At 68.3% G+C, this 17498-nt stretch carries 20 protein-coding genes; 11 read left to right on the top strand and 9 right to left on the bottom strand.

Going from position 1 to position 17498, the window contains the following annotated elements; translation table 11 throughout:
- Positions 1-9: 9 nt before the first annotated feature.
- Positions 10-1131, top strand: a complete 1122-nt coding sequence (gene ribD / locus ACN22W_RS04805) for a bifunctional diaminohydroxyphosphoribosylaminopyrimidine deaminase/5-amino-6-(5-phosphoribosylamino)uracil reductase RibD (RefSeq protein WP_419686540.1) — start codon at positions 10-12, stop codon at positions 1129-1131.
- A gap of 14 nt (positions 1132-1145) precedes the next feature.
- Complete coding sequence (locus ACN22W_RS04800) at positions 1146-1775, top strand: riboflavin synthase (RefSeq protein ID WP_419686538.1); 630 nt, start codon at positions 1146-1148, stop codon at positions 1773-1775.
- A 109-nt stretch (positions 1776-1884) separates the two neighbouring features.
- Here the strand turns inward: ACN22W_RS04800 and ACN22W_RS04795 are convergent, their stop codons facing one another.
- Complete coding sequence (locus ACN22W_RS04795) at positions 1885-2568, bottom strand: GntR family transcriptional regulator (RefSeq protein WP_419686536.1); 684 nt, start codon at positions 2566-2568, stop codon at positions 1885-1887.
- A complete protein-coding gene (locus ACN22W_RS04790) occupies positions 2565-3167 on the bottom strand; it encodes an O-methyltransferase (RefSeq protein ID WP_419686534.1) in 603 nt (200 codons plus the stop codon). The genes ACN22W_RS04795 and ACN22W_RS04790 overlap by 4 nt, the downstream gene beginning before the upstream one ends.
- A 275-nt stretch (positions 3168-3442) precedes the next feature.
- On the opposite strand from ACN22W_RS04790, the gene ACN22W_RS04785 reads away from it, so the two are divergent.
- From ACN22W_RS04785 to ACN22W_RS04765, 5 genes are all read left to right on the top strand, one after another.
- Positions 3443-3961: a DUF1993 domain-containing protein gene (locus ACN22W_RS04785; RefSeq protein WP_412022310.1), complete on the top strand. Its 519-nt coding sequence runs from the start codon at positions 3443-3445 to the stop codon at positions 3959-3961.
- A gap of 199 nt (positions 3962-4160) precedes the next feature.
- On the top strand, positions 4161-5303 hold the full coding sequence (ribBA, locus tag ACN22W_RS04780) for a bifunctional 3,4-dihydroxy-2-butanone-4-phosphate synthase/GTP cyclohydrolase II (protein WP_129513933.1): 1143 nt from the start codon (positions 4161-4163) through the stop codon (positions 5301-5303).
- Positions 5304-5356: 53 nt separating this feature from the next.
- Complete coding sequence (gene ribH / locus ACN22W_RS04775; RefSeq protein ID WP_011351235.1) at positions 5357-5875, top strand: 6,7-dimethyl-8-ribityllumazine synthase; 519 nt, start codon at positions 5357-5359, stop codon at positions 5873-5875.
- The gene (gene nusB, locus ACN22W_RS04770; RefSeq protein WP_129513932.1) at positions 5872-6309 is read left to right on the top strand and encodes a transcription antitermination factor NusB; all 438 of its coding nucleotides are present in this window, start codon (positions 5872-5874) and stop codon (positions 6307-6309) included. Before ribH ends, nusB begins: the two co-directional genes overlap by 4 nt.
- Before the next feature lie 64 nt (positions 6310-6373).
- Positions 6374-7570, top strand: coding sequence for a pyridoxal phosphate-dependent aminotransferase (locus tag ACN22W_RS04765; RefSeq protein WP_419686532.1), 1197 nt, complete (start codon positions 6374-6376; stop codon positions 7568-7570).
- A gap of 109 nt (positions 7571-7679) precedes the next feature.
- Here ACN22W_RS04765 and ACN22W_RS04760 read toward each other — a convergent pair whose 3' ends face one another.
- Positions 7680-8789 carry a lytic transglycosylase domain-containing protein gene (locus ACN22W_RS04760; protein WP_129513930.1) on the bottom strand — a complete coding sequence of 370 codons (1110 nt, stop codon included), beginning with the start codon at positions 8787-8789 and terminating at the stop codon, positions 7680-7682.
- 596 nt (positions 8790-9385) lie between these two features.
- Here ACN22W_RS04760 and ACN22W_RS04755 point away from each other — a divergent pair.
- Both ACN22W_RS04755 and ACN22W_RS04750 read left to right on the top strand, forming a co-directional pair.
- A complete protein-coding gene (locus tag ACN22W_RS04755) occupies positions 9386-10942 on the top strand; it encodes a UbiD family decarboxylase (protein ID WP_129513929.1) in 1557 nt (518 codons plus the stop codon).
- 58 nt (positions 10943-11000) lie between these two features.
- On the top strand, positions 11001-11669 hold the full coding sequence (locus tag ACN22W_RS04750; protein ID WP_193097814.1) for a LysE family translocator: 669 nt from the start codon (positions 11001-11003) through the stop codon (positions 11667-11669).
- A gap of 118 nt (positions 11670-11787) precedes the next feature.
- On the opposite strand, the gene ACN22W_RS04745 is transcribed toward ACN22W_RS04750, so the two are convergent.
- The gene (locus tag ACN22W_RS04745) at positions 11788-12102 is read right to left on the bottom strand and encodes a hypothetical protein (protein WP_047900032.1); all 315 of its coding nucleotides are present in this window, start codon (positions 12100-12102) and stop codon (positions 11788-11790) included.
- A 514-nt stretch (positions 12103-12616) separates the two neighbouring features.
- Between ACN22W_RS04745 and ACN22W_RS04740 the strand changes: the two genes are divergently transcribed.
- Together ACN22W_RS04740 and ACN22W_RS04735 are read left to right on the top strand one after the other, a co-directional pair.
- Positions 12617-13546, top strand: a complete 930-nt coding sequence (locus ACN22W_RS04740; RefSeq protein WP_419686531.1) for a Rossmann-like and DUF2520 domain-containing protein — start codon at positions 12617-12619, stop codon at positions 13544-13546.
- 76 nt (positions 13547-13622) lie between these two features.
- Positions 13623-14186: a YggT family protein gene (locus tag ACN22W_RS04735; RefSeq protein ID WP_343495143.1), complete on the top strand. Its 564-nt coding sequence runs from the start codon at positions 13623-13625 to the stop codon at positions 14184-14186.
- A gap of 294 nt (positions 14187-14480) precedes the next feature.
- On the opposite strand, the gene ACN22W_RS04730 is transcribed toward ACN22W_RS04735, so the two are convergent.
- The 5 genes from ACN22W_RS04730 to ACN22W_RS04710 form a co-directional block, all read right to left on the bottom strand.
- Positions 14481-14831 (bottom strand): DUF190 domain-containing protein, encoded by a 351-nt coding sequence (locus ACN22W_RS04730; protein ID WP_048243157.1) that lies wholly within the window; start codon positions 14829-14831, stop codon positions 14481-14483.
- A 23-nt stretch (positions 14832-14854) separates the two neighbouring features.
- Positions 14855-15241, bottom strand: coding sequence for a fluoride efflux transporter CrcB (gene crcB, locus ACN22W_RS04725; RefSeq protein ID WP_129513924.1), 387 nt, complete (start codon positions 15239-15241; stop codon positions 14855-14857).
- 188 nt (positions 15242-15429) lie between these two features.
- Positions 15430-16302 (bottom strand): SIR2 family NAD-dependent protein deacylase, encoded by an 873-nt coding sequence (locus ACN22W_RS04720; RefSeq protein ID WP_419686529.1) that lies wholly within the window; start codon positions 16300-16302, stop codon positions 15430-15432.
- Between the two features lie 182 nt (positions 16303-16484).
- A complete protein-coding gene (locus tag ACN22W_RS04715) occupies positions 16485-16865 on the bottom strand; it encodes a DUF4406 domain-containing protein (RefSeq protein WP_419686527.1) in 381 nt (126 codons plus the stop codon).
- A complete protein-coding gene (locus tag ACN22W_RS04710; RefSeq protein WP_419686525.1) occupies positions 16862-17461 on the bottom strand; it encodes an NUDIX domain-containing protein in 600 nt (199 codons plus the stop codon). The genes ACN22W_RS04715 and ACN22W_RS04710 overlap by 4 nt, the downstream gene beginning before the upstream one ends.
- Between the last annotated feature and the right edge of the window lie 37 nt (positions 17462-17498).

Here is a 17498-nt window from a genome sequence, read left to right as displayed (position 1 = left end):
TCCGCGCGCATGTTCTCGGATACCGATTTCGCCCACATGCAGCGTGCGCTCGCGCTCGCCGCGCGCGGCATGTACACGACGGCGCCGAACCCGCGCGTCGGCTGCGTGATCGTCAAGGACGGCGACGTGATCGGCGAAGGCTTCACGCAGCCGGCCGGCCAGGATCACGCGGAAGTGCAGGCGCTGAAGGACGCGCGCTCGCGTGGCCACGATGTCGCGGGCTCGACCGTCTACGTGACGCTCGAGCCGTGCAGCCATTTCGGCCGCACGCCGCCGTGCGCGAACGCGCTGATCGAAGCGCGCGTCGCGAAGGTCGTCGCGGCGATGGAAGACCCGAATCCGCAGGTGTCGGGGCGCGGCCTCGGCATGTTGCGCGACGCGGGCATCGACGTGCGCTGCGAACTGCTCGCGCATGAAGCCGGCGAGCTGAACATCGGCTTCGTGTCGCGGATGACGCGCGGTCGCCCGTGGGTGCGGATGAAGACCGCCGCGTCGCTCGACGGCCGCACCGCGCTGCCGTCCGGCGAAAGCCAGTGGATCACCGGCGAGGCCGCGCGCCTCGACGGACACGCGTGGCGCGCGCGCGCCTGCGCGATCCTCACCGGCATCGGCACCGTGCGCGAGGACAACCCGCTCCTGACCGTGCGCGACATCGACACGCCGCGCCAGCCGCAGCGCGTGCTGGTCGACAGCCGCCTCGACCTGCCGCTCGACGCGCGGCTGCTCGAAGGCGCGCCGCTGCTGATCTTCTGCGGCCAGCTCGACGCCAGCGTCGAAGCGCGCGCGAACGTGCTGAGGGCGCGCGGCGCGGAAATCGTGCCGCTCGTGAATGCGCACGGCAAGGTCGACCTGCCCGCGATGCTGTCGACGCTCGGCGCACGCGGCGTCAACGAGTTGCATGTCGAGGCCGGCCACAAGCTGAACGGGTCCCTGCTGCGCGAACAGTGCGTCGACGAATTGCTCGTCTATCTCGCGCCGAGCCTGCTGGGCGCCGACGCGGCCGGCATGTTCGACCTCGCCGCGCCGGCGAGTCTCGACGCACGCACGCGACTGTCGTTTCACGGGATCGAGCGGATCGGCGACGATCTGCGGATCCTGGCGCGCTTCGCGCCGCCCGACGCGTCTCATTGAACGGAATCGTCACGATGTTCACCGGAATTGTCGCGGCTGTCGGCCGCATCGAATCGATCCAGCCGCTCGGCACGTCGGCCGATGCCGGCGTGCGCCTGACCGTGCTGGCCGGTGAGCTCGACCTCGCCGATGTCGCGCTGGGCGACAGCATCGCGATCCAGGGCGCGTGCATGACGGTGATCGAAAAGACCGACACCGCGTTCGACGTCGACGTGTCGCGCGAAAGCCTGAACCGCACGGTCGGTCTCGCCGAACCCGGTGACGTGAACCTCGAGAAGGCGCTGCGCGCGCACGACCGCCTCGGCGGGCACATCGTGTCGGGCCACGTCGACGGCCTCGGCACCGTGTCGCGCTTCGCGCCGGTCGGCGAGTCGCACGAACTGCGGATCGTCGCGCCGCGCGAGCTCGGCCGCTATCTCGCGTACAAGGGGTCGATCACGGTCAACGGCGTGAGCCTGACCGTCAACACGATCGACGATCGCGCGGACGGCTGCGAATTCTCGATCAACCTGATTCCGCATACGGTCGAAGTCACGACGCTGCGCCACGTGAAGACCGGCGACAAGGTCAACCTCGAAGTCGACATGATTGCGCGGTATGTGGAGCGGATGCTGTCGACGTCGCAAGGCGCCCATCAGGACTGATCGCGCCGGCGCTCGCCGAAACGGCGGTTAGCGACCCGATGACCGGGCCCTGACTGCCGCCGCTTTCCTTCATCCTGCTTGCCGTCGCCCGCCGGCATTCCGCAGGCAATCAGTCAGCCACACCCTCGTCCCCCGCACGCGCCAGAATCGTCGCGAGCAACTGCCGGACATGCTCGCGTGCCGCGCGCTCCGCGGCATCCGCGTCGCGCTTCGCGATCATGTCGAACACCTGCCGATGTTCGGCAACATTCCCGCCCAGTCGCTCCCAATCGTCCATCGGGCTCGCACCGCCGGCACACATCGTCTGCACCTGCGCATACAGCGCCCTGAGCGACGTCTCGATCGTCGTATTGCGCGCCGTCGCGAGCAACCCGTGGTGGAAGTCGAGGTTGGCGATGCGGTACGCGTCGCCGTCGTGCGTCGCGACCGCGCGCGCCTGTCGCGACAGCGCTTCATCCAGCGCCGCGTGATCGTCGGGCGTCACGCGCTGCGCCGCCAGACGCGCGGCCATGCCTTCGAGCGCCTCGCGCGCCTCGAAGATGGCGACGATCCGCGCGCGGTCGAAGGCGATGACGAAGACCCCCTGGCGCGGCACGACCTGCAGCAGCCCCTCGGCCTCCAGGCGCGACACTGCTGCCCACACGGGCGAGCGGCTGATGCCGAGATCGCGCGACAACGCTTCGATGCTGATCTTCTCGCCCGCCGCGAAGCGCGCTTCGTCGACCAGCATCTCCCTGATCGCCCCATATGCGTCGCGCCCCAGTGTCGTGCGTTCGAGCATGGCGCGCGTCATGCGGACCTCCGACGACGTGCGATGTGGAGCCCCTTGCCGACCGGCACGATCGTCGTGTCGAACTGCCGCGACGCATCGACCGCGGCGAGATAGCCGGCGATCTCGTCCGGATGGGACAGCGCGTTGTCCGCGACGAGCAGCGCGTCGGGCGTCAGTTTCGGCAACAGGTGCGCGAGCTGCTGCGGCGCGCTCACGCGGTCCGCATCGAAGAATACGCAGTCGAACGGGCCGGTCACGGCCGCGCAGACCTGCGTCGCCTCGCCTTCGATCACTTGCGCCCAGTCCTGCAGCGACGCCGCGCGCAGGTTGGCCCTCGCCTGCTCGGCCTTGTCAGGCGAAAACTCGACGGTGACGAGCGGCTGCCCGTCCGTTTCGCGCAGCGCATGCGCGAGCCAGATCGCGCTGTAACCGTTGGACGTGCCGATCTCGAGCACGCGCCGACGCCGCGCGCCGGTGACGAGCAGGTACAGCAGCTCGGCCGTGGGCGGCTCGAGATTGAGCATCTTGCGGCTGCGGTCGTCCATCCGCGCGTCGTTGTCCTGGCCGAAGGACGCCAGCCGGGCCAGTACGGCCGACGCGCCGCTGTCGAGTTCGATCATGCGGGTCTCCGTTGCTTCATATTTCGTGTTTCGTGTTTCATGATACGACCTTTTTCGCTCCGACGCGCAACGCCGGCGAGGGCCGGCATCGTTCCCGCGCAAGCAGGACGAACCGTATCGCGCCCGCCTGCCGATCGGCGACCCGACACCTGGCCGAATGGCCAGCGACGCGCACGGGTCATGCCGCCGCGCTAAGATGCATCGACAGCGGATTCAACGCCGCAACGCACGGCGCGCCGCGCACCGATCGCCCTCATCCTCAAGGAGTCGTCCCCATGTCCATCTCGATGTACCAGGCTTCGCTGCCCGTGCTGATCCGTGGCCTGACCAACCTGCAGCACATCCTCGGCAAGGCGCAGGCGCACGCGGCCGAGAAGCAGATCGATCCGTCGGTGTTCATCGGCGCCCGCCTCTACCCGGACATGCTGCCGCTCGTCCGCCAGGTCTACATCGCGACCGACACGGCCAAGGGCTGCGCCGCGCGGCTCGCCGGCGCCGAGATCCCGAGCTACCCGGATGTCGAGCAGACCTTCGACGAACTGCACGCGCGCATCCAGAAGACGATCGACTATCTGAACAGCTTCGATGCCGCGCAGATCGACGGCAGCGAAGCGCGCCAGATCGTGCTGAAGATGCGCGTCGGCCCGATCGAATTCACCGGGCAGTCGTACCTGCTGCACTTCGTGCTGCCCAATTTCTTCTTCCACGTGACGACCGCGTACGACATCCTGCGCCACAGCGGCGTCGAGCTCGGCAAGCTCGACTACCTCGGCGGGCGCAACGAGCACGCATGACGCTGACGCGCGGCCGGGCAAAGCCCGGCCCGCAACCGTCCGCGCCCACGCGGAGGCAACCCGCCGTGGCCCGGCCGGGCCTGCCGCGCAGGCCGGCCGCAGCGCTTTCCGGAGCGCTTGCCTGCCGTGCGCGACCCGTGCCAGCCGAAACGCCGTCCGGCTGGCGTAAAATACGCACTTTCCTCTTTCTCGCCCCCTTATGACGCTCGCCTCCACGCTCGACATCATCGCCGAGCTGAAAGCCGGCCGGATGGTGATCCTGGTCGACGAAGAAGACCGCGAAAACGAAGGCGACCTCGTGATCGCCGCCGAATTCGTCACACCGGAAGCGATCAACTTCATGGCCCGGTACGGCCGCGGCCTGGTTTGTCTGACGTTGACGCAGGAACGCTGCAAGCAGCTGCACCTGCCGCTGATGACCTACCGCAACGGCACGCAATACGGCACCGCGTTCACGGTCAGCATCGAAGCGGCCGAAGGCGTGACGACCGGCATCTCGGCCGCCGACCGCGCGCACACGATCGCCACGGCGGTCGCGCACGACGTGCGCCCCGAGCACATCGTGCAGCCGGGCCACGTGTTCCCGATCATGGCGCAGCCGGGCGGCGTGCTCGTTCGCGCGGGTCACACCGAAGCCGGCTGCGACTTCACCGCGCTCGCCGGCCTCACGCCGGCCGCGGTGATCTGCGAGATCATCAAGGACGACGGCACGATGGCGCGCCTGCCCGACCTGATCGAATTCGCGAAGGAACACGATCTGAAGATCGGCACGATCGCCGACCTGATCCAGTATCGCAGCCGCACCGAATCGATCATCGAGCGGATCGCCGAGCGCACGATGCAGACCGCGCACGGCACGTTCCGCGCGGTGCTGTACCGCGACCAGCCGAGCGGCTCGCCGCACATCGCGCTGGTACGCGGCGCGCCGTCGCCCGACATCGATACGCCCGTGCGCGTGCACGAGCCGCTGTCGGTGCTCGACCTGCTCGAAACGGGCATATCGACGCACTCGTGGACGCTCGACGCCGCGATGCGCGACATCGCGGAACGCGACCTCGGCGTGATCGTGCTGCTCAACTGCGGCGATACGAAGGAACACCTGATCGACGTCTTCAAGGCGTTCGACGAGGAAGAAAAGGCCGCTGCGCTCAAGCGCCGGCCGGTCGATTTCAAGACGTTCGGCATCGGCGCGCAGATCCTGCGCGATGTCGGCGTCGGCAAGATGCAGGTGCTGTCGAATCCGCGCAAGCTGGGCAGCATGTCCGGCTACGGCCTCGAAGTCACGGGCTTCATTCCGATGCCCGGCGGCGAAGCCAAGTCCTGCCCGGCGTCCAACGCGTAACCCGCCACGACGCTTTCGCCCTATAACCGCTCATCCACACCACGGACAAGATCATGGAAATCGGACAATACCAACCGAATCTCGAAGGCGACGGCCTGCGTATCGGCATCGTGCAATCGCGCTTCAACGAGCCCGTGTGCAACGGCCTCGCCGACGCGTGCGTAGAAGAACTGGAGCGCCTCGGCGTCACCGGTGAAGACGTGCTGCTCGTGTCGGTCCCCGGCGCGCTGGAAATCCCGCTCGCGCTGCAGAAGCTCGCGGAAAGCGGCCAGTTCGACGCGCTGATCGCGCTCGGCGCGGTGATCCGCGGCGAGACCTACCACTTCGAACTCGTGTCGAACGAAAGCGGCGCGGGCATCACCCGCATCGGCCTCGATTTCAACCTGCCGATCGCGAACGCGGTCCTGACGACCGAAAACGACGAGCAGGCCGTCGCGCGCATGACCGAAAAGGGTCGTGACGCCGCGCGCGTCGCTGTCGAGATGGCCAACCTGACGATGGCGCTCGACCAGCTCGGCGACGACGACGAGGACGAAGAAGAAGACGAAGACGACGAAGAGGAGCGCGCATGAAGAAGAGCGCCCGCCGACAATCGCGCGAGCTGGCGACGCAGGGCCTGTACCAATGGCTGCTGTCGAACGCGGCCCCCGGCGAGATCGACGCGCAGCTGCGCGGCGCACTCGGTTACGACAAGGCTGACAAGGATCTGCTCGAAGCAATCCTGCACGGCGTGATCCGCGAGCAGGCATCGCTCGTCGAAGCGCTGACGCCGTCGCTGGACCGTCCGATCGAACAGCTGTCGCCGGTCGAACGCGCCGTGCTGCTGATCGCGACGTTCGAGCTCACGCACCACGTCGAAACGCCGTATCGCGTGATCATCAACGAAGCTGTCGAACTCGCGAAGACGTTCGGCGGCTCCGATGGCTACAAATATGTAAACGGCGTGCTCGACAAGCTCGCCGCGAAGCTGCGCCCCGCGGAAACGCAGGCGCGCCGCAACGGCTGACACCGTTAGTCCACGGGCGCGCAAGCGCCCGTTTTTCATTCTCCCTCCCCGCCCCGCCCGACCGATGAATACCACCGCCGATTCGCTCGTCACGCTCGCCGCACGCGTCGACGCGATCCAGCCCTTCTACGTGATGGAACTGATGAAGGAGGCACAGCGGCTCGAGTCCTCCGGGCGCGACGTTATCCACATGGGCATCGGCGAGCCGGATTTCACCGCGCCGGAGCCCGTCGTCGAAGCTGCCGCCGCCGCGCTGCGCCGCGGCGTCACGCAATACACGAGCGCGCTCGGCATTGCGCCGCTGCGCGAGGCGATCGCCGCGCACTATCTGCGCGCATACGGCCTCACGATCAGCCCCGAACGGATCGTCGTGACGGCCGGCGCGTCGGCCGCGCTGCTGCTCGCGTGCCTCGCGCTCGTCGGCCGCGACGACGAGGTGCTGATGCCCGACCCGTCGTATCCGTGCAACCGGCACTTCGTCGCGGCGGCCGAAGGCCGCGCGGTGCTCGTGCCGAGCGGCCCGGACGCACGCTTCCAGCTCACCGAGGACGACGTCCGCACGCGCTGGGGCGAGCGCACGCGCGGTGTGCTGCTCGCGTCGCCGTCGAACCCGACCGGCACGTCGCTCGAACCGGACGAACTGAAGCTGATCGTCGAAGCCGTGCGTGCGCGCGGCGGCTTCACGATCGTCGATGAGATCTACCAGGGGCTCAGCTACGACGCGGCGCCGGTGTCGGCGCTGTCGTTCGGCGACGACGTCATCACCGTGAACAGCTTCTCGAAGTATTTCAGCATGACGGGCTGGCGGCTCGGCTGGCTCGTCGTGCCGCCCGCGCTGGTCGGCACGTTCGAGAAGCTGTCGCAGAACCTGTTCATCTGCCCGTCCGCACTCGCGCAGCACGCGGCGCTCGCGTGCTTCGAGCCGGCCGCGCTCCACATCTACGAAGCACGCCGGCTCGAATTCAAGCGCCGGCGCGACTTCATCGCGCCGGCACTCGAACGGCTCGGCTTCACGGTGCCCGTGATGCCGGACGGCGCGTTCTACGTGTATGCGCATTGCGGCGGCGTCGCCCACCCGGCGGCCGGCGACAGCGCCGCGCTCACGCAGGCGATGTTGCACGACGCGGGTGTCGTGCTGGTGCCCGGCATGGACTTCGGTGTCCATGCGCCGCACGACTATATCCGCCTGTCCTATGCGACGGCCTACTCGCGGCTCGAAGAGGCGGTCGAACGGCTCGCGACGCTGTTCGGGCAGCGCTGACGCCGCGGCCGGCACGCCGGCCGTTTCCCGCATCGCATAAAGAAAAAGGCACCCGATCTCGGGTGCCTTTTTATTTCATGCCGGCCGGAACCGCGCGGGACGCGTGATGTTACGCGCCGAGCTCCGAATGGTCGTGCGACTGCTTCGCGGTGTCGACGCTCGCGTCGTCCTGCGGCGACGTTTCCTTCGGCGCGGCCTTCACCGACGTAGCGGAGTCGAGCGTTGCGTGCACGCGCTTCGCGCCGCCTGCCGTCACGGCCGCAGCCGTCACGATCGGCTTCGCCGGCTGAGCCGGCGCCTGCGGCGCGTTGACCGGCACGCTGCGGCCGTGCGACACGTCGCGCAGCCGGCCGCGCTCGGCCATCACCTTCGAGCCGTACGCGGTGTCGTCGGGGTTCGTCGACCCGTTGTACAGGCGCAGGCCGTTCGCGAGCGAGCCGCCGCGCGCGATGCAGTCCTTCAGCACGAGCGCACCGACCTGCAGATTCGCGAGCGGTTGCAGTGCGGTGTCGGTGCCACCGAAATACTCGAACTTGTCGGAGTGGACCTTCGACATCACCTGCATCAGGCCCTTCGCGCCGACGCCGCTTTCGGCGTACGGGTTGAAGCCCGACTCGATCGCCATCACGGACAGCAGCAGCAGCGGATCGAGGCCGACGTCACGGCCGGTCTGGAACGCGGCCTTGACGAGCTGACCGAGCGGCTCCTGCGCAATGCGGTAGCGGCGCGACAGATAGGTCGCGACGAGCGCCTGTTCGCGGTTCGACGCAAGCGCACGATCGTCGCGCGCATCGGCCGGCACCCGCTGGGTCGGGATCAGTTTTGCAAGCGCGACGGGCGACGGGCCGTTGCGGGCCGGATCGGACGCATCGCCCTGCGCGGCGGCTTCCGGTGCGACATCGAGGCCGACCGCAAGCGTGTCCGTTTCAGGACTGTCTTCCTGCTGCGGCTGCGCGCCGGCAGGCGCGAAGTTCGGCAGCGGGTGGCCGGACAACAGACGGGCTGGCCCGGCCTGCACGGCCGCGGATACGACCGGCATCAGCTTTGCGGCGAGCGTGCCGCGCACGGTTGGCAGCAGCCACAGGGCAAGCGCAACCGCAACAGCGAAACAGCCGACAACGCTGAATAGATGGTGACTGACTCGCGTCCCGCGACGCAGCATGTTGCGCACGATTTGCGCATGCTGCTCGTTGGGACGCCACGATAACCAAGCGTTCATTCAGATCATCTCCCATGAACATGACTCGTGCGGCTCGCTCAGCTCGATGGCGAGACAGAATACGCGCCGCGGAATCACGACGCCGCACGCCTTGGTTGGGACGTGCAAGCATCGGAGAAACGGTATAAGTACCGTTCGAGGCCACGGTGTAAGAGGGCCGACACCTTCGCACAATGGGCGAGGCGGGCATACGCGGTGGCACCCACGCAAAAAACCAGCGTCTGGTAGCGCTGGCTGGGACTACGACTAAAGCCGTCGGATACGCCGTGCAGGGTTCGGCGGACGGTGACGCGCTGCGTCAAAGATCGGTGATTGGTGGCTCGAAGCCTTTTACCCTGCAACCAATGTGAGCGGATTCTAGCAGGGTTTTATAGATCGTCAACACTATAAAACCTTGAAATTATAACAAAAAGTAATTTAAAACCACTCTTCAGATCGGAGGCCCCGTGCCGTAGGGGGTTTGCGCGCGGTCGACTTTTTTCTCCGCCGGGCGCCCGCGCGGCGGCCCGGGTAAAATCGTCGGTCGATTCGGGGCCGCAGCCGGCCGCTGCGCCCACCCATCGCGGCCCATCAAACGGGCCGCCCGGACCTTCTTCATGAAATACAAAGACTTACGCGATTTCATCCAGCGCCTCGAGGCACTTGGCGAACTGCGGCGCGTCACGCAACCCGTGTCGCCCGTGCTCGAAATGACCGAGCTGTGCGACCGCGTGCTGCGCGCCGGCGGCCCTGCGCTGCTGTTCAATGCGCCGCCCGGCAATGCGTTCCCCGTGCTCGGCAACCTGTTCGGCACGCCGCGCCGCGTCGCGCTCGGGATGGGCGTCGATGCGGGCGACGACGCCGCGCTGGGTTCGCTGCGCGATCTCGGGCGCCTGCTGTCCGCGCTGAAGGAGCCCGACCCGCCGAAGAGCCTGAAGGACGCCGGCAAGCTGTTGTCGCTCGCGAAGGCCGTGTGGGACATGGCGCCGAAATCGGTATCGTCGCCGCCGTGCCAGGAGATCGTCTGGGAAGGCGCCGACGTCGACCTGCACAAGCTGCCGATCCAGACCTGCTGGCCCGGCGATGCGGGGCCGCTCGTCACGTGGGGCCTGACGGTCACGCGCGGGCCGAACAAGACGCGCCAGAACCTCGGCATCTACCGCCAGCAGCTGATCGGCCGCAACAAGCTGATCATGCGCTGGCTCGCGCATCGCGGCGGCGCGCTCGACTTCCGCGAATTCGCGCTGCAGAACCCCGGCAAGCCGTATCCGGTCGCGGTCGTGCTCGGCGCCGATCCGGCCACGACGCTCGGCGCGGTGACGCCCGTGCCCGATTCGCTGTCCGAGTATCAGTTCGCCGGCCTGCTGCGCGGCAGCCGCACCGAGCTCGCGAAGTGCCTGACACCCGGCGTCGACACGCTGCAGGTGCCCGCGCGCGCGGAGATCGTGCTCGAAGGCTTCATCCACCCGCAGGACGGCGCCCCTGCCCCCGCTCCGGCCGGCGCACCGCCGCGCCCGGCCGGCAACGCGTCCGCCGCGTACGAGCACGCGCTCGAAGGCCCATACGGCGACCACACCGGCTATTACAACGAGCAGGAGTGGTTCCCGGTGTTCACCGTCGAGCGCATCACGATGCGCCGCGACGCGATCTACCACTCGACCTACACGGGCAAACCGCCCGACGAGCCCGCGGTGCTCGGCGTCGCGCTCAACGAGGTGTTCGTGCCGCTGCTGCAAAAGCAGTTCACGGAGATCACCGACTTCTACCTGCCGCCCGAAGGCTGCAGCTACCGGATGGCCATCGTCCAGATGAAGAAGAGCTACGCGGGCCATGCGAAGCGCGTGATGTTCGGCGTGTGGAGCTTCCTGCGGCAGTTCATGTACACGAAGTTCATCGTGGTCGTCGACGAGGACGTGAACATCCGCGACTGGAAGGAAGTGATCTGGGCGATCACGACGCGCGTCGACCCCGTGCGCGACACGGTGATGGTCGACAGCACGCCGATCGACTATCTCGACTTCGCATCGCCGGTTGCCGGTCTCGGCTCGAAGATGGGGCTCGACGCGACGAACAAGTGGCCGGGCGAAACGAACCGCGAATGGGGCCGCCCGATCGAGATGGATGCGGCCGTGAAGGCACGCGTCGACCGGCTGTGGCAGGAGATAGGCCTCTGAAGCCATGCGGCCGGCAGCCGCCGGCCCGTGCCTCGCACCCACCACAAGAACAACGAAGATGAGCTTTCCGCCCGCCTCCATGCTGTCCGACGGTTTCTTTCTGTCGCTGTCGCTGTGTCTCGACATCGGCCTCGTGAACGTCGCGATGCTGTCGCTGACGCTGTCGCACGGCTTCCGGCCGGGCTTCTGGCTCGGCGTCGGCTCGTGCGTCGGCGATCTCGTCTACGCGGCGCTCGCGCTCGCGGGGATGGCCGTGCTGCTGCAGTTCGAGCCCGTGCGCTGGATCGTGTGGATCGGCGGTGGCGCCGTGCTGCTGTTCCTCACGTGGAAGATGGCGCGCGAAGCGCTGTTCCCGCCCAAGGTGGCTGACGACGATGCGGACGACGCGCAGCCGCCGCGTGCAAGCGCACGGCGCAGTTTCCTGCGCGGGATGCTGCTCGCGATGTCCTCGCCGAGCGCGATCCTGTGGTTCGCGGCGGTCGGCGGCGCACTGATCGCGAAAGCCGGCGCAACCACGCCGGCGACGGCGTCGGTGTTCCTGTCGGGCTTTTTCCTCGGCGGCCTCGCGTGGACGCTCTTCATGTGCACGCTCGCGAGCCAGGGCCGCAAGCGCGCGGGCGCCGGGCTGATGCGCGCGTGCCATGTGGCGTCGGCGCTGCTGTTCGCGTATTTCTCGTACAGCGTGATCGTCGGCGGCTACCGCGACCTGATCGTGCACGCCGTGTAATCGAAGGCGACCCGCACGGGCTGCGCACCAGGCGGCGGCCCCAATGAAAAACGGCGCAGCGCCCCTCGACGGGACGTTGCGCCGTTTTGCCACGCGCGGTCAGGCCGCGCGGGACGGATCAGCGACGCCAGTAGCCGTGATGGCCCCAGCCGCCGTAGCCGTGACGCCAGTACGGACGACCGTAGTAACCGCCGTAGCCGCCGTAACCGCCGACGACCACGGCAGGCGGCGGCGCATAGTAGGCCGGCGCCGGTGCGTAATACACGGGCGGAGGCGGCGGTGCGTAGTACACGGGCGGCGGCGGTGCATAGACGGGGTACGCCGGTGCGACCGGGATACCGATGCCGACCCCGATCGACACGTGAGCTTGCGCAGCGCTTGCGGCACCCAGGCCCAGCGCGGCGGCGGCGATGAACGGAATGAGCTTTTTCACTTCGATTCTCCTGCTGGAGCGGTATTTTTTGCGCCCCTGTCGGCAACGGCGGGCGTGCACGTCGCATGGAAGCAATGTAGCGAAAACCCGCCCCTCGCGTATCGCACATTTGTTGCAAATTGCAATTGCACGGGGCCGCAGCCGCCGCTCTGCACGGCTTCCGGAGCAGGCCGCGATCCTTGCCGGTCGAGCGATTCCGTCCGACGAGTCGGGTCGCCACACCATGGCCGGTCAGTCTTACCGGATACGGCCCGCGCGGCGGGCACGCGGGCGTAATGAACGATTACAAATTTGCGACAAGACGCCGACATTTCAAGAGGAGCGCGCGTACGATGCATTTCGGGGTCGGATTCCAAGATCGCGCCTCAACGATGATGGCGGACACCACGACGCAGGTGGATCGCGTCACATACCGGTAAGCAATACGCACGTCTGCACGGAAATCGACCTCCGTCGACCTCGCGGCCATTCCTGCGATACTGGCGGCTGCTCCGTTTTCGCTTCCGTCGCTGCCATGTCCCTCCCCGACACACCCCGCCTCGGCTTCATCGGCGCCGGCCGGCTCGCGCGCTGTGTCGCGCAGCGCTTCGCGCAGGCCGGCTTTCCCGTCGTCGCGGTCGCGAGCCGCACACCCGCGTCGGCCGCGGCCCTCGCCGCGCGCGTCGATGGCTGCCAGGCGGTCGATACGCCGCAGCAGGTCGTCGACGCGGCCGACCTGATCTTCCTGACGGTGCCCGACGATCATCTCGCGTCGACCGCCGCGGCACTCCGCTTCGACGCATCGCGCGCCGCGCGGCAGGCGCTCGTCCATTGCAGCGGCGCGTCGGCGGTCGCGCTGCTCGATCCGGCGAAACGGCAACACGCGGCCACCGGCGGCTTCCATCCGCTCTACCTGTTCGGCGGCACCGACGCGGACCTTGCCCGCATCGACGGCTGCTCGGTCACGATCGAAGCCGACGGCGCGCTGCATGCCACGCTGCTGCGACTAGCTGCCGCACTCGGCTGTCATCCGCTGTCGATTCCGGCCGGCGGCCGGATGCTCTATCACGCGGCCGCGCACTACGCGGCGAGCTTCGCGCTGTGCGGGCTGTCGGAAGCGGTCGAGCTGTGGCGCGGCCTCGGTTTCGACGAGGAAGCCGCGCTGCGCGCCTTGCTGCCGATGCTCGCCGGCACGATCGAGACCGCCCGCGACAAGGGGCTCGCGAACGCGCTCTCCGGGCCCGTGTCGCGCGGCGATACGGGCATCGTCGAACGCCAGCTCGCGCTGCTCGAAGCGCGCGGCGGCGATCACGCGACGCTGTACGCGCTGATGACGCGCCGCGCGGTCGCGCTCGCGGCGAAACGCGCCGCGCCGCCGGCGTCGCTGCCAGCGCTCGCCGAGGCCGTCGAAACGTCGCTCGCGCGCACGGCCGCGCACCCCTCCCCGCCGCGAGACGAGGCGTGATAAGGTGTCGGCCGATGCGCCGCCATCCGGCGTTGGCGGCCGCGCGCTACTGACTGTATAAAAAAGGATGCCAACGATGTTCGGCGAGATCGCCCGTTTTCTGCTCAATACCATCTTCACGCTGTTCGGCGCCGCGCTGATCCTGCGCGTCTGGATGCAGGCCGTCCGCGTGCCGCCGTACAACCCCGTCACGCAGGCCGTACTGCAGGCGACCAACTGGCTCGTGCTGCCGATGCGCCGCGTGATCCCGGGCGTGCGCGGCATCGACTGGGCCAGCGTCGTCGCCGCGCTGGTCACCGCGCTTGTTTATGTCGTGCTGATGGTCGTGATGGCCGGCTTCGATCCGGCCGCGGTGATCGCGACGCTCGTCGTGGTCGCACTGCTCACCGTCGTGAAGTGGGCGCTCAACCTCGTGATCTGGATGACGATCCTGATGGCGCTGCTGTCGTGGCTCAACCCGCGCTCGCCGGCGATGCCGATCCTCTACCAGCTCACCGCGCCGTTCCTGAACCCGCTGCGCCGCGTCATCCCGAACCTCGGCGGCATCGACCTGTCGCCGATCCTGCTGTTCGTGATCGTGCAGGTGCTGCTGATGATCGTCACGCGCGCCGCCGTGTCGCTGACGATGTTCGGCATCTGACGACGCTAGGGCCTGTTCCCGCTAATAACGGGCTTGCGCTGGCCCCCAGAAGGGCCGAGCGCAAGGACTGCGACGAAGCGAATACTCGACGTATTCGCAAGGAGCATGACGCGGCGATCGGCCCTTCTGGGGGCCAGCCCCACGAATGATTTTTTCCAAACAGGGGAACGTGCCTTGCCGGCCGTATTGCGGCGTCGCGCGTCGCTTGTTTGGCTCGGCCAAACGGCGCTCCTTGCTTCTTGCACTCCAGCCGGCAAGGTACGTTCGCAAGCCCGTTATTAGCGGGAACAGGCCCTACGCCGCCGGCCCCTGCGCCGGCGGTGCGCCGAGCGTGTCGATCACGCCGAAGCGCGCCGGAATCATCGCGTAGCACACGCGCACCTTCTCGTGCGACAGCCGCTCGAGCAGCTTCTGCGCTTCGTCCTCGGTGACGATGAATTCGACCTCGATCGCGAGCGAACCCTGCAGTTCGAAGAAGCGATCCTCGTGCAGCACGCGATGCTGGCCGAAACCGGCCATCGCGCGAAACGCGGAACCGCCCGCGACACCCATCCGGTTCGCCTCCTCCAGCAGCCATTCCCACAGCGGCTTCCAGTGCAGCCGGTGCTGCTCGTGCAGATAGAAGCGCAAGAAGATCCTGTCCATCGCACCCTCCGATGGCGGCACGCTCAGGCCGCCGCGAGCCACGCGCGCGCGGTCCACATGCCGAGCGCCGTCAGCGCGAACGATCCCATCAAGTGTAGGGCAGCCACCGCAAACGCCCATCCCAATTGGCCCTCGAGCGCATGCGTCATCACTTCGACCGAATAGGTCGAGAACGTCGTCAGGCCGCCGAGGAAGCCCGTGATCACGAACAGCCGCCACTCGGGCGGCAGCCCGACGCGGGCCGTGAACACGACGGCGGCAACGCCGATCACGTAGCCGCCGATCAGGTTCGCGGCGAGCGTGCCGAGCGGCACCTCGGGAAAGAATTCGTTGAGCGCGAGGCTCAGGAACCAGCGCAGTAACGCGCCGAGCCCGGCGCCGACGAAGATCGCGACGATCGAATAGAACAAGGGCGCTCCCGGTCGATGATGCGGCTGGACTCAGCCGCCGGCCCCCGGTTGCCCGGGGCGATGCCCGTTTCCCGGCACACGCGGCGCGTGCACGGGCGGTGCTAGCTGAACTGTATGCGGATTCGCCGCGCCGCTGCAACGACGACGGCGGGCACGACGTAAGCCCGTTCGCCCGGCCGCCGGTACGTTCACGCGCGCTGCCAGGCCGCATCGAGCGCGGTCAGCGTCGCCAGCGCGCCGCCCTTCAGCCCGATCACATCCGCACGGTGCGCATGCGCTTCGCGCGCGTTGATGCGGATCACGTCGGCGCCGAGCCGTTCGCTCAGCAGGCGCACGGTCGGAATCGCGGTGCCCGCGCCGATTTCGACGACAGCGACGCGCCCGGCCCGCGCGATCCAGTCCTGCAACGCACGTTCCTGCGCGTCGTAGCGCGCACCGAGCCAGCCGGTGTCGCCGAACATCAGGATGTTCGGTCGCGCGAGGCCGCCGCAGTGCGGACAGCACGGCGCTTCGCCGATGAGGCGGCAAGTGGCTTCGTCGACGTCCGGCACGAACGGCGCCGCGTCCCACGTGTCGTCCGAACAGGGTCGCAGGCACTGCAGCACATGAATCGAGCCGTGGATCTCGACGATCCGCGCCGAATCGAAGCCGGCCTTCTGGAACTGGCCGTCGACGTTGCTCGTCAGCACGAAGCCGCCGTTCGGCATCGCGTCGATCCAGCGGCGCAGGATCGCGAAGCCCGCATGCGGCACCGTCGCGCGGTACAGCGCGAGACGGTGTCCGTAGAACCCCCACGCGAGCTGCGCACGCGCACGGAACGCGTGCGGCGACGCGATCTCGTGGAATTCGAAACGCTCGTGGCGCAGCGCCGGATACGCGCGCCAGAAGCCGTCCGTACCGCGGAAATCGGGCAGCCCGGAATCGACGCCGATGCCCGCGCCGGCCGTCACGAGCAACGCGTCGGCGCGGGCGAGCGCGTCAACGGCGGAAGCGACGAGATCGGCGGGCAGTTGCGCGGCCGCGACGGCAGCAGTGGAGTCGGTGGATTCGGAGAACGGCATGATGGGGCGGCGGTAACGTCGAGCGGTGCGCAGGTGGCGTCGCGATCATACCCGGATCGGCTGCCGCACGGCAGGCGCGATGCAACGCCATGACGCCGCGCACGTCCGGCCGCCGGCGACGCAGGCGTCGGCGCGATCCGGAGAGCCACCGGCGACACCCCGGCCGACGCCTCCCCGGCTGCTCAGCTATCCGAATCGTCGTGCGCAACCGGAATCTCGTCGGCCGCGAAATAGACCGGCTTGCCGAGGCTGCGCGCGAGACTGACATCTGCGTCCGCCCCGCGCGACGCGCCGTCGATCCGCCATACCGCATCGCAGCGCCGCAGCAGCCGATGCGCGGCCGGATACAGGAACGCCTCGCTGATTGCGTCGCCGACCTGCCGCGACCCGGCCGCGGCGGCGAGCGGCAGCGACACCCACTCGCCGATCATCGGGACGTGCCCGCGCCGATACACGGTGAGCGCCGCCGCTTCCAGCCGGTGCAGGTTCGCGGCGATGCGCGCGGGGTCGCCGTCCGTGCCGCTGCGATACGGGCCGGCAACCAGCACGAGCAGCGGCGTCATGCCGTGCGCGCGCCGGCGGTTTCCCGCAGCGCGACGTACTGCAGCAGCATGATCGTCTTCGCGTCGACGATCTCGCCGCGCTCGACCGCATCCAGCGCGGCCTGCAACGGCATCTCGACGACCTCGAGATCCTCGCCCTCGTCCGCGACGCCGCCGCCGTCGCCGGTGCGCAGCGACGCATCGTATTCGCCGACGAAGAAATGCAGCTTCTCCGTGACGGAGCCCGGGCTCATGAACGCCTCGAACACCTTGCGCACGCCGCGCACGCGATAGCCGGTCTCCTCCTCGGCCTCCGCGCGGATGCGCGCTTCGGGCGTCGCATCGTCGAGCAGGCCGGCCGCGGCCTCGAGCAGCATGCCGTCGTGCCCGCTGACGAACGCCGGCATCCGGAACTGCCGCGTCAGCAGCACGTCGCCCGTGCCGGCGTTGCGCAGCAGGATGGTCGCGCCATTGCCGCGATCGTAGGTCTCGCGGCTTAGGCGCTGCCACGTTCCGTCGCGGCGCAGGAAATCGAACGTCACCTTCTTCAGCACATACCAGTCATCGGACAGCACCGTCGTATCGACGATGCGGACACGGTCCCGCGTTGCAGCCATCACGACCTCCCATTCGACAAAAGACGGCGCCCATGGT

Origin of the sequence: Burkholderia theae, from assembly GCF_048565265.1 — a bacterium.
GTDB classification, from domain to species: domain Bacteria; phylum Pseudomonadota; class Gammaproteobacteria; order Burkholderiales; family Burkholderiaceae; genus Burkholderia; species Burkholderia theae.
The sequence above is the reverse complement of the archived record's forward strand: the minus strand, read 5'-3'. Positions and strand labels throughout refer to the sequence as shown.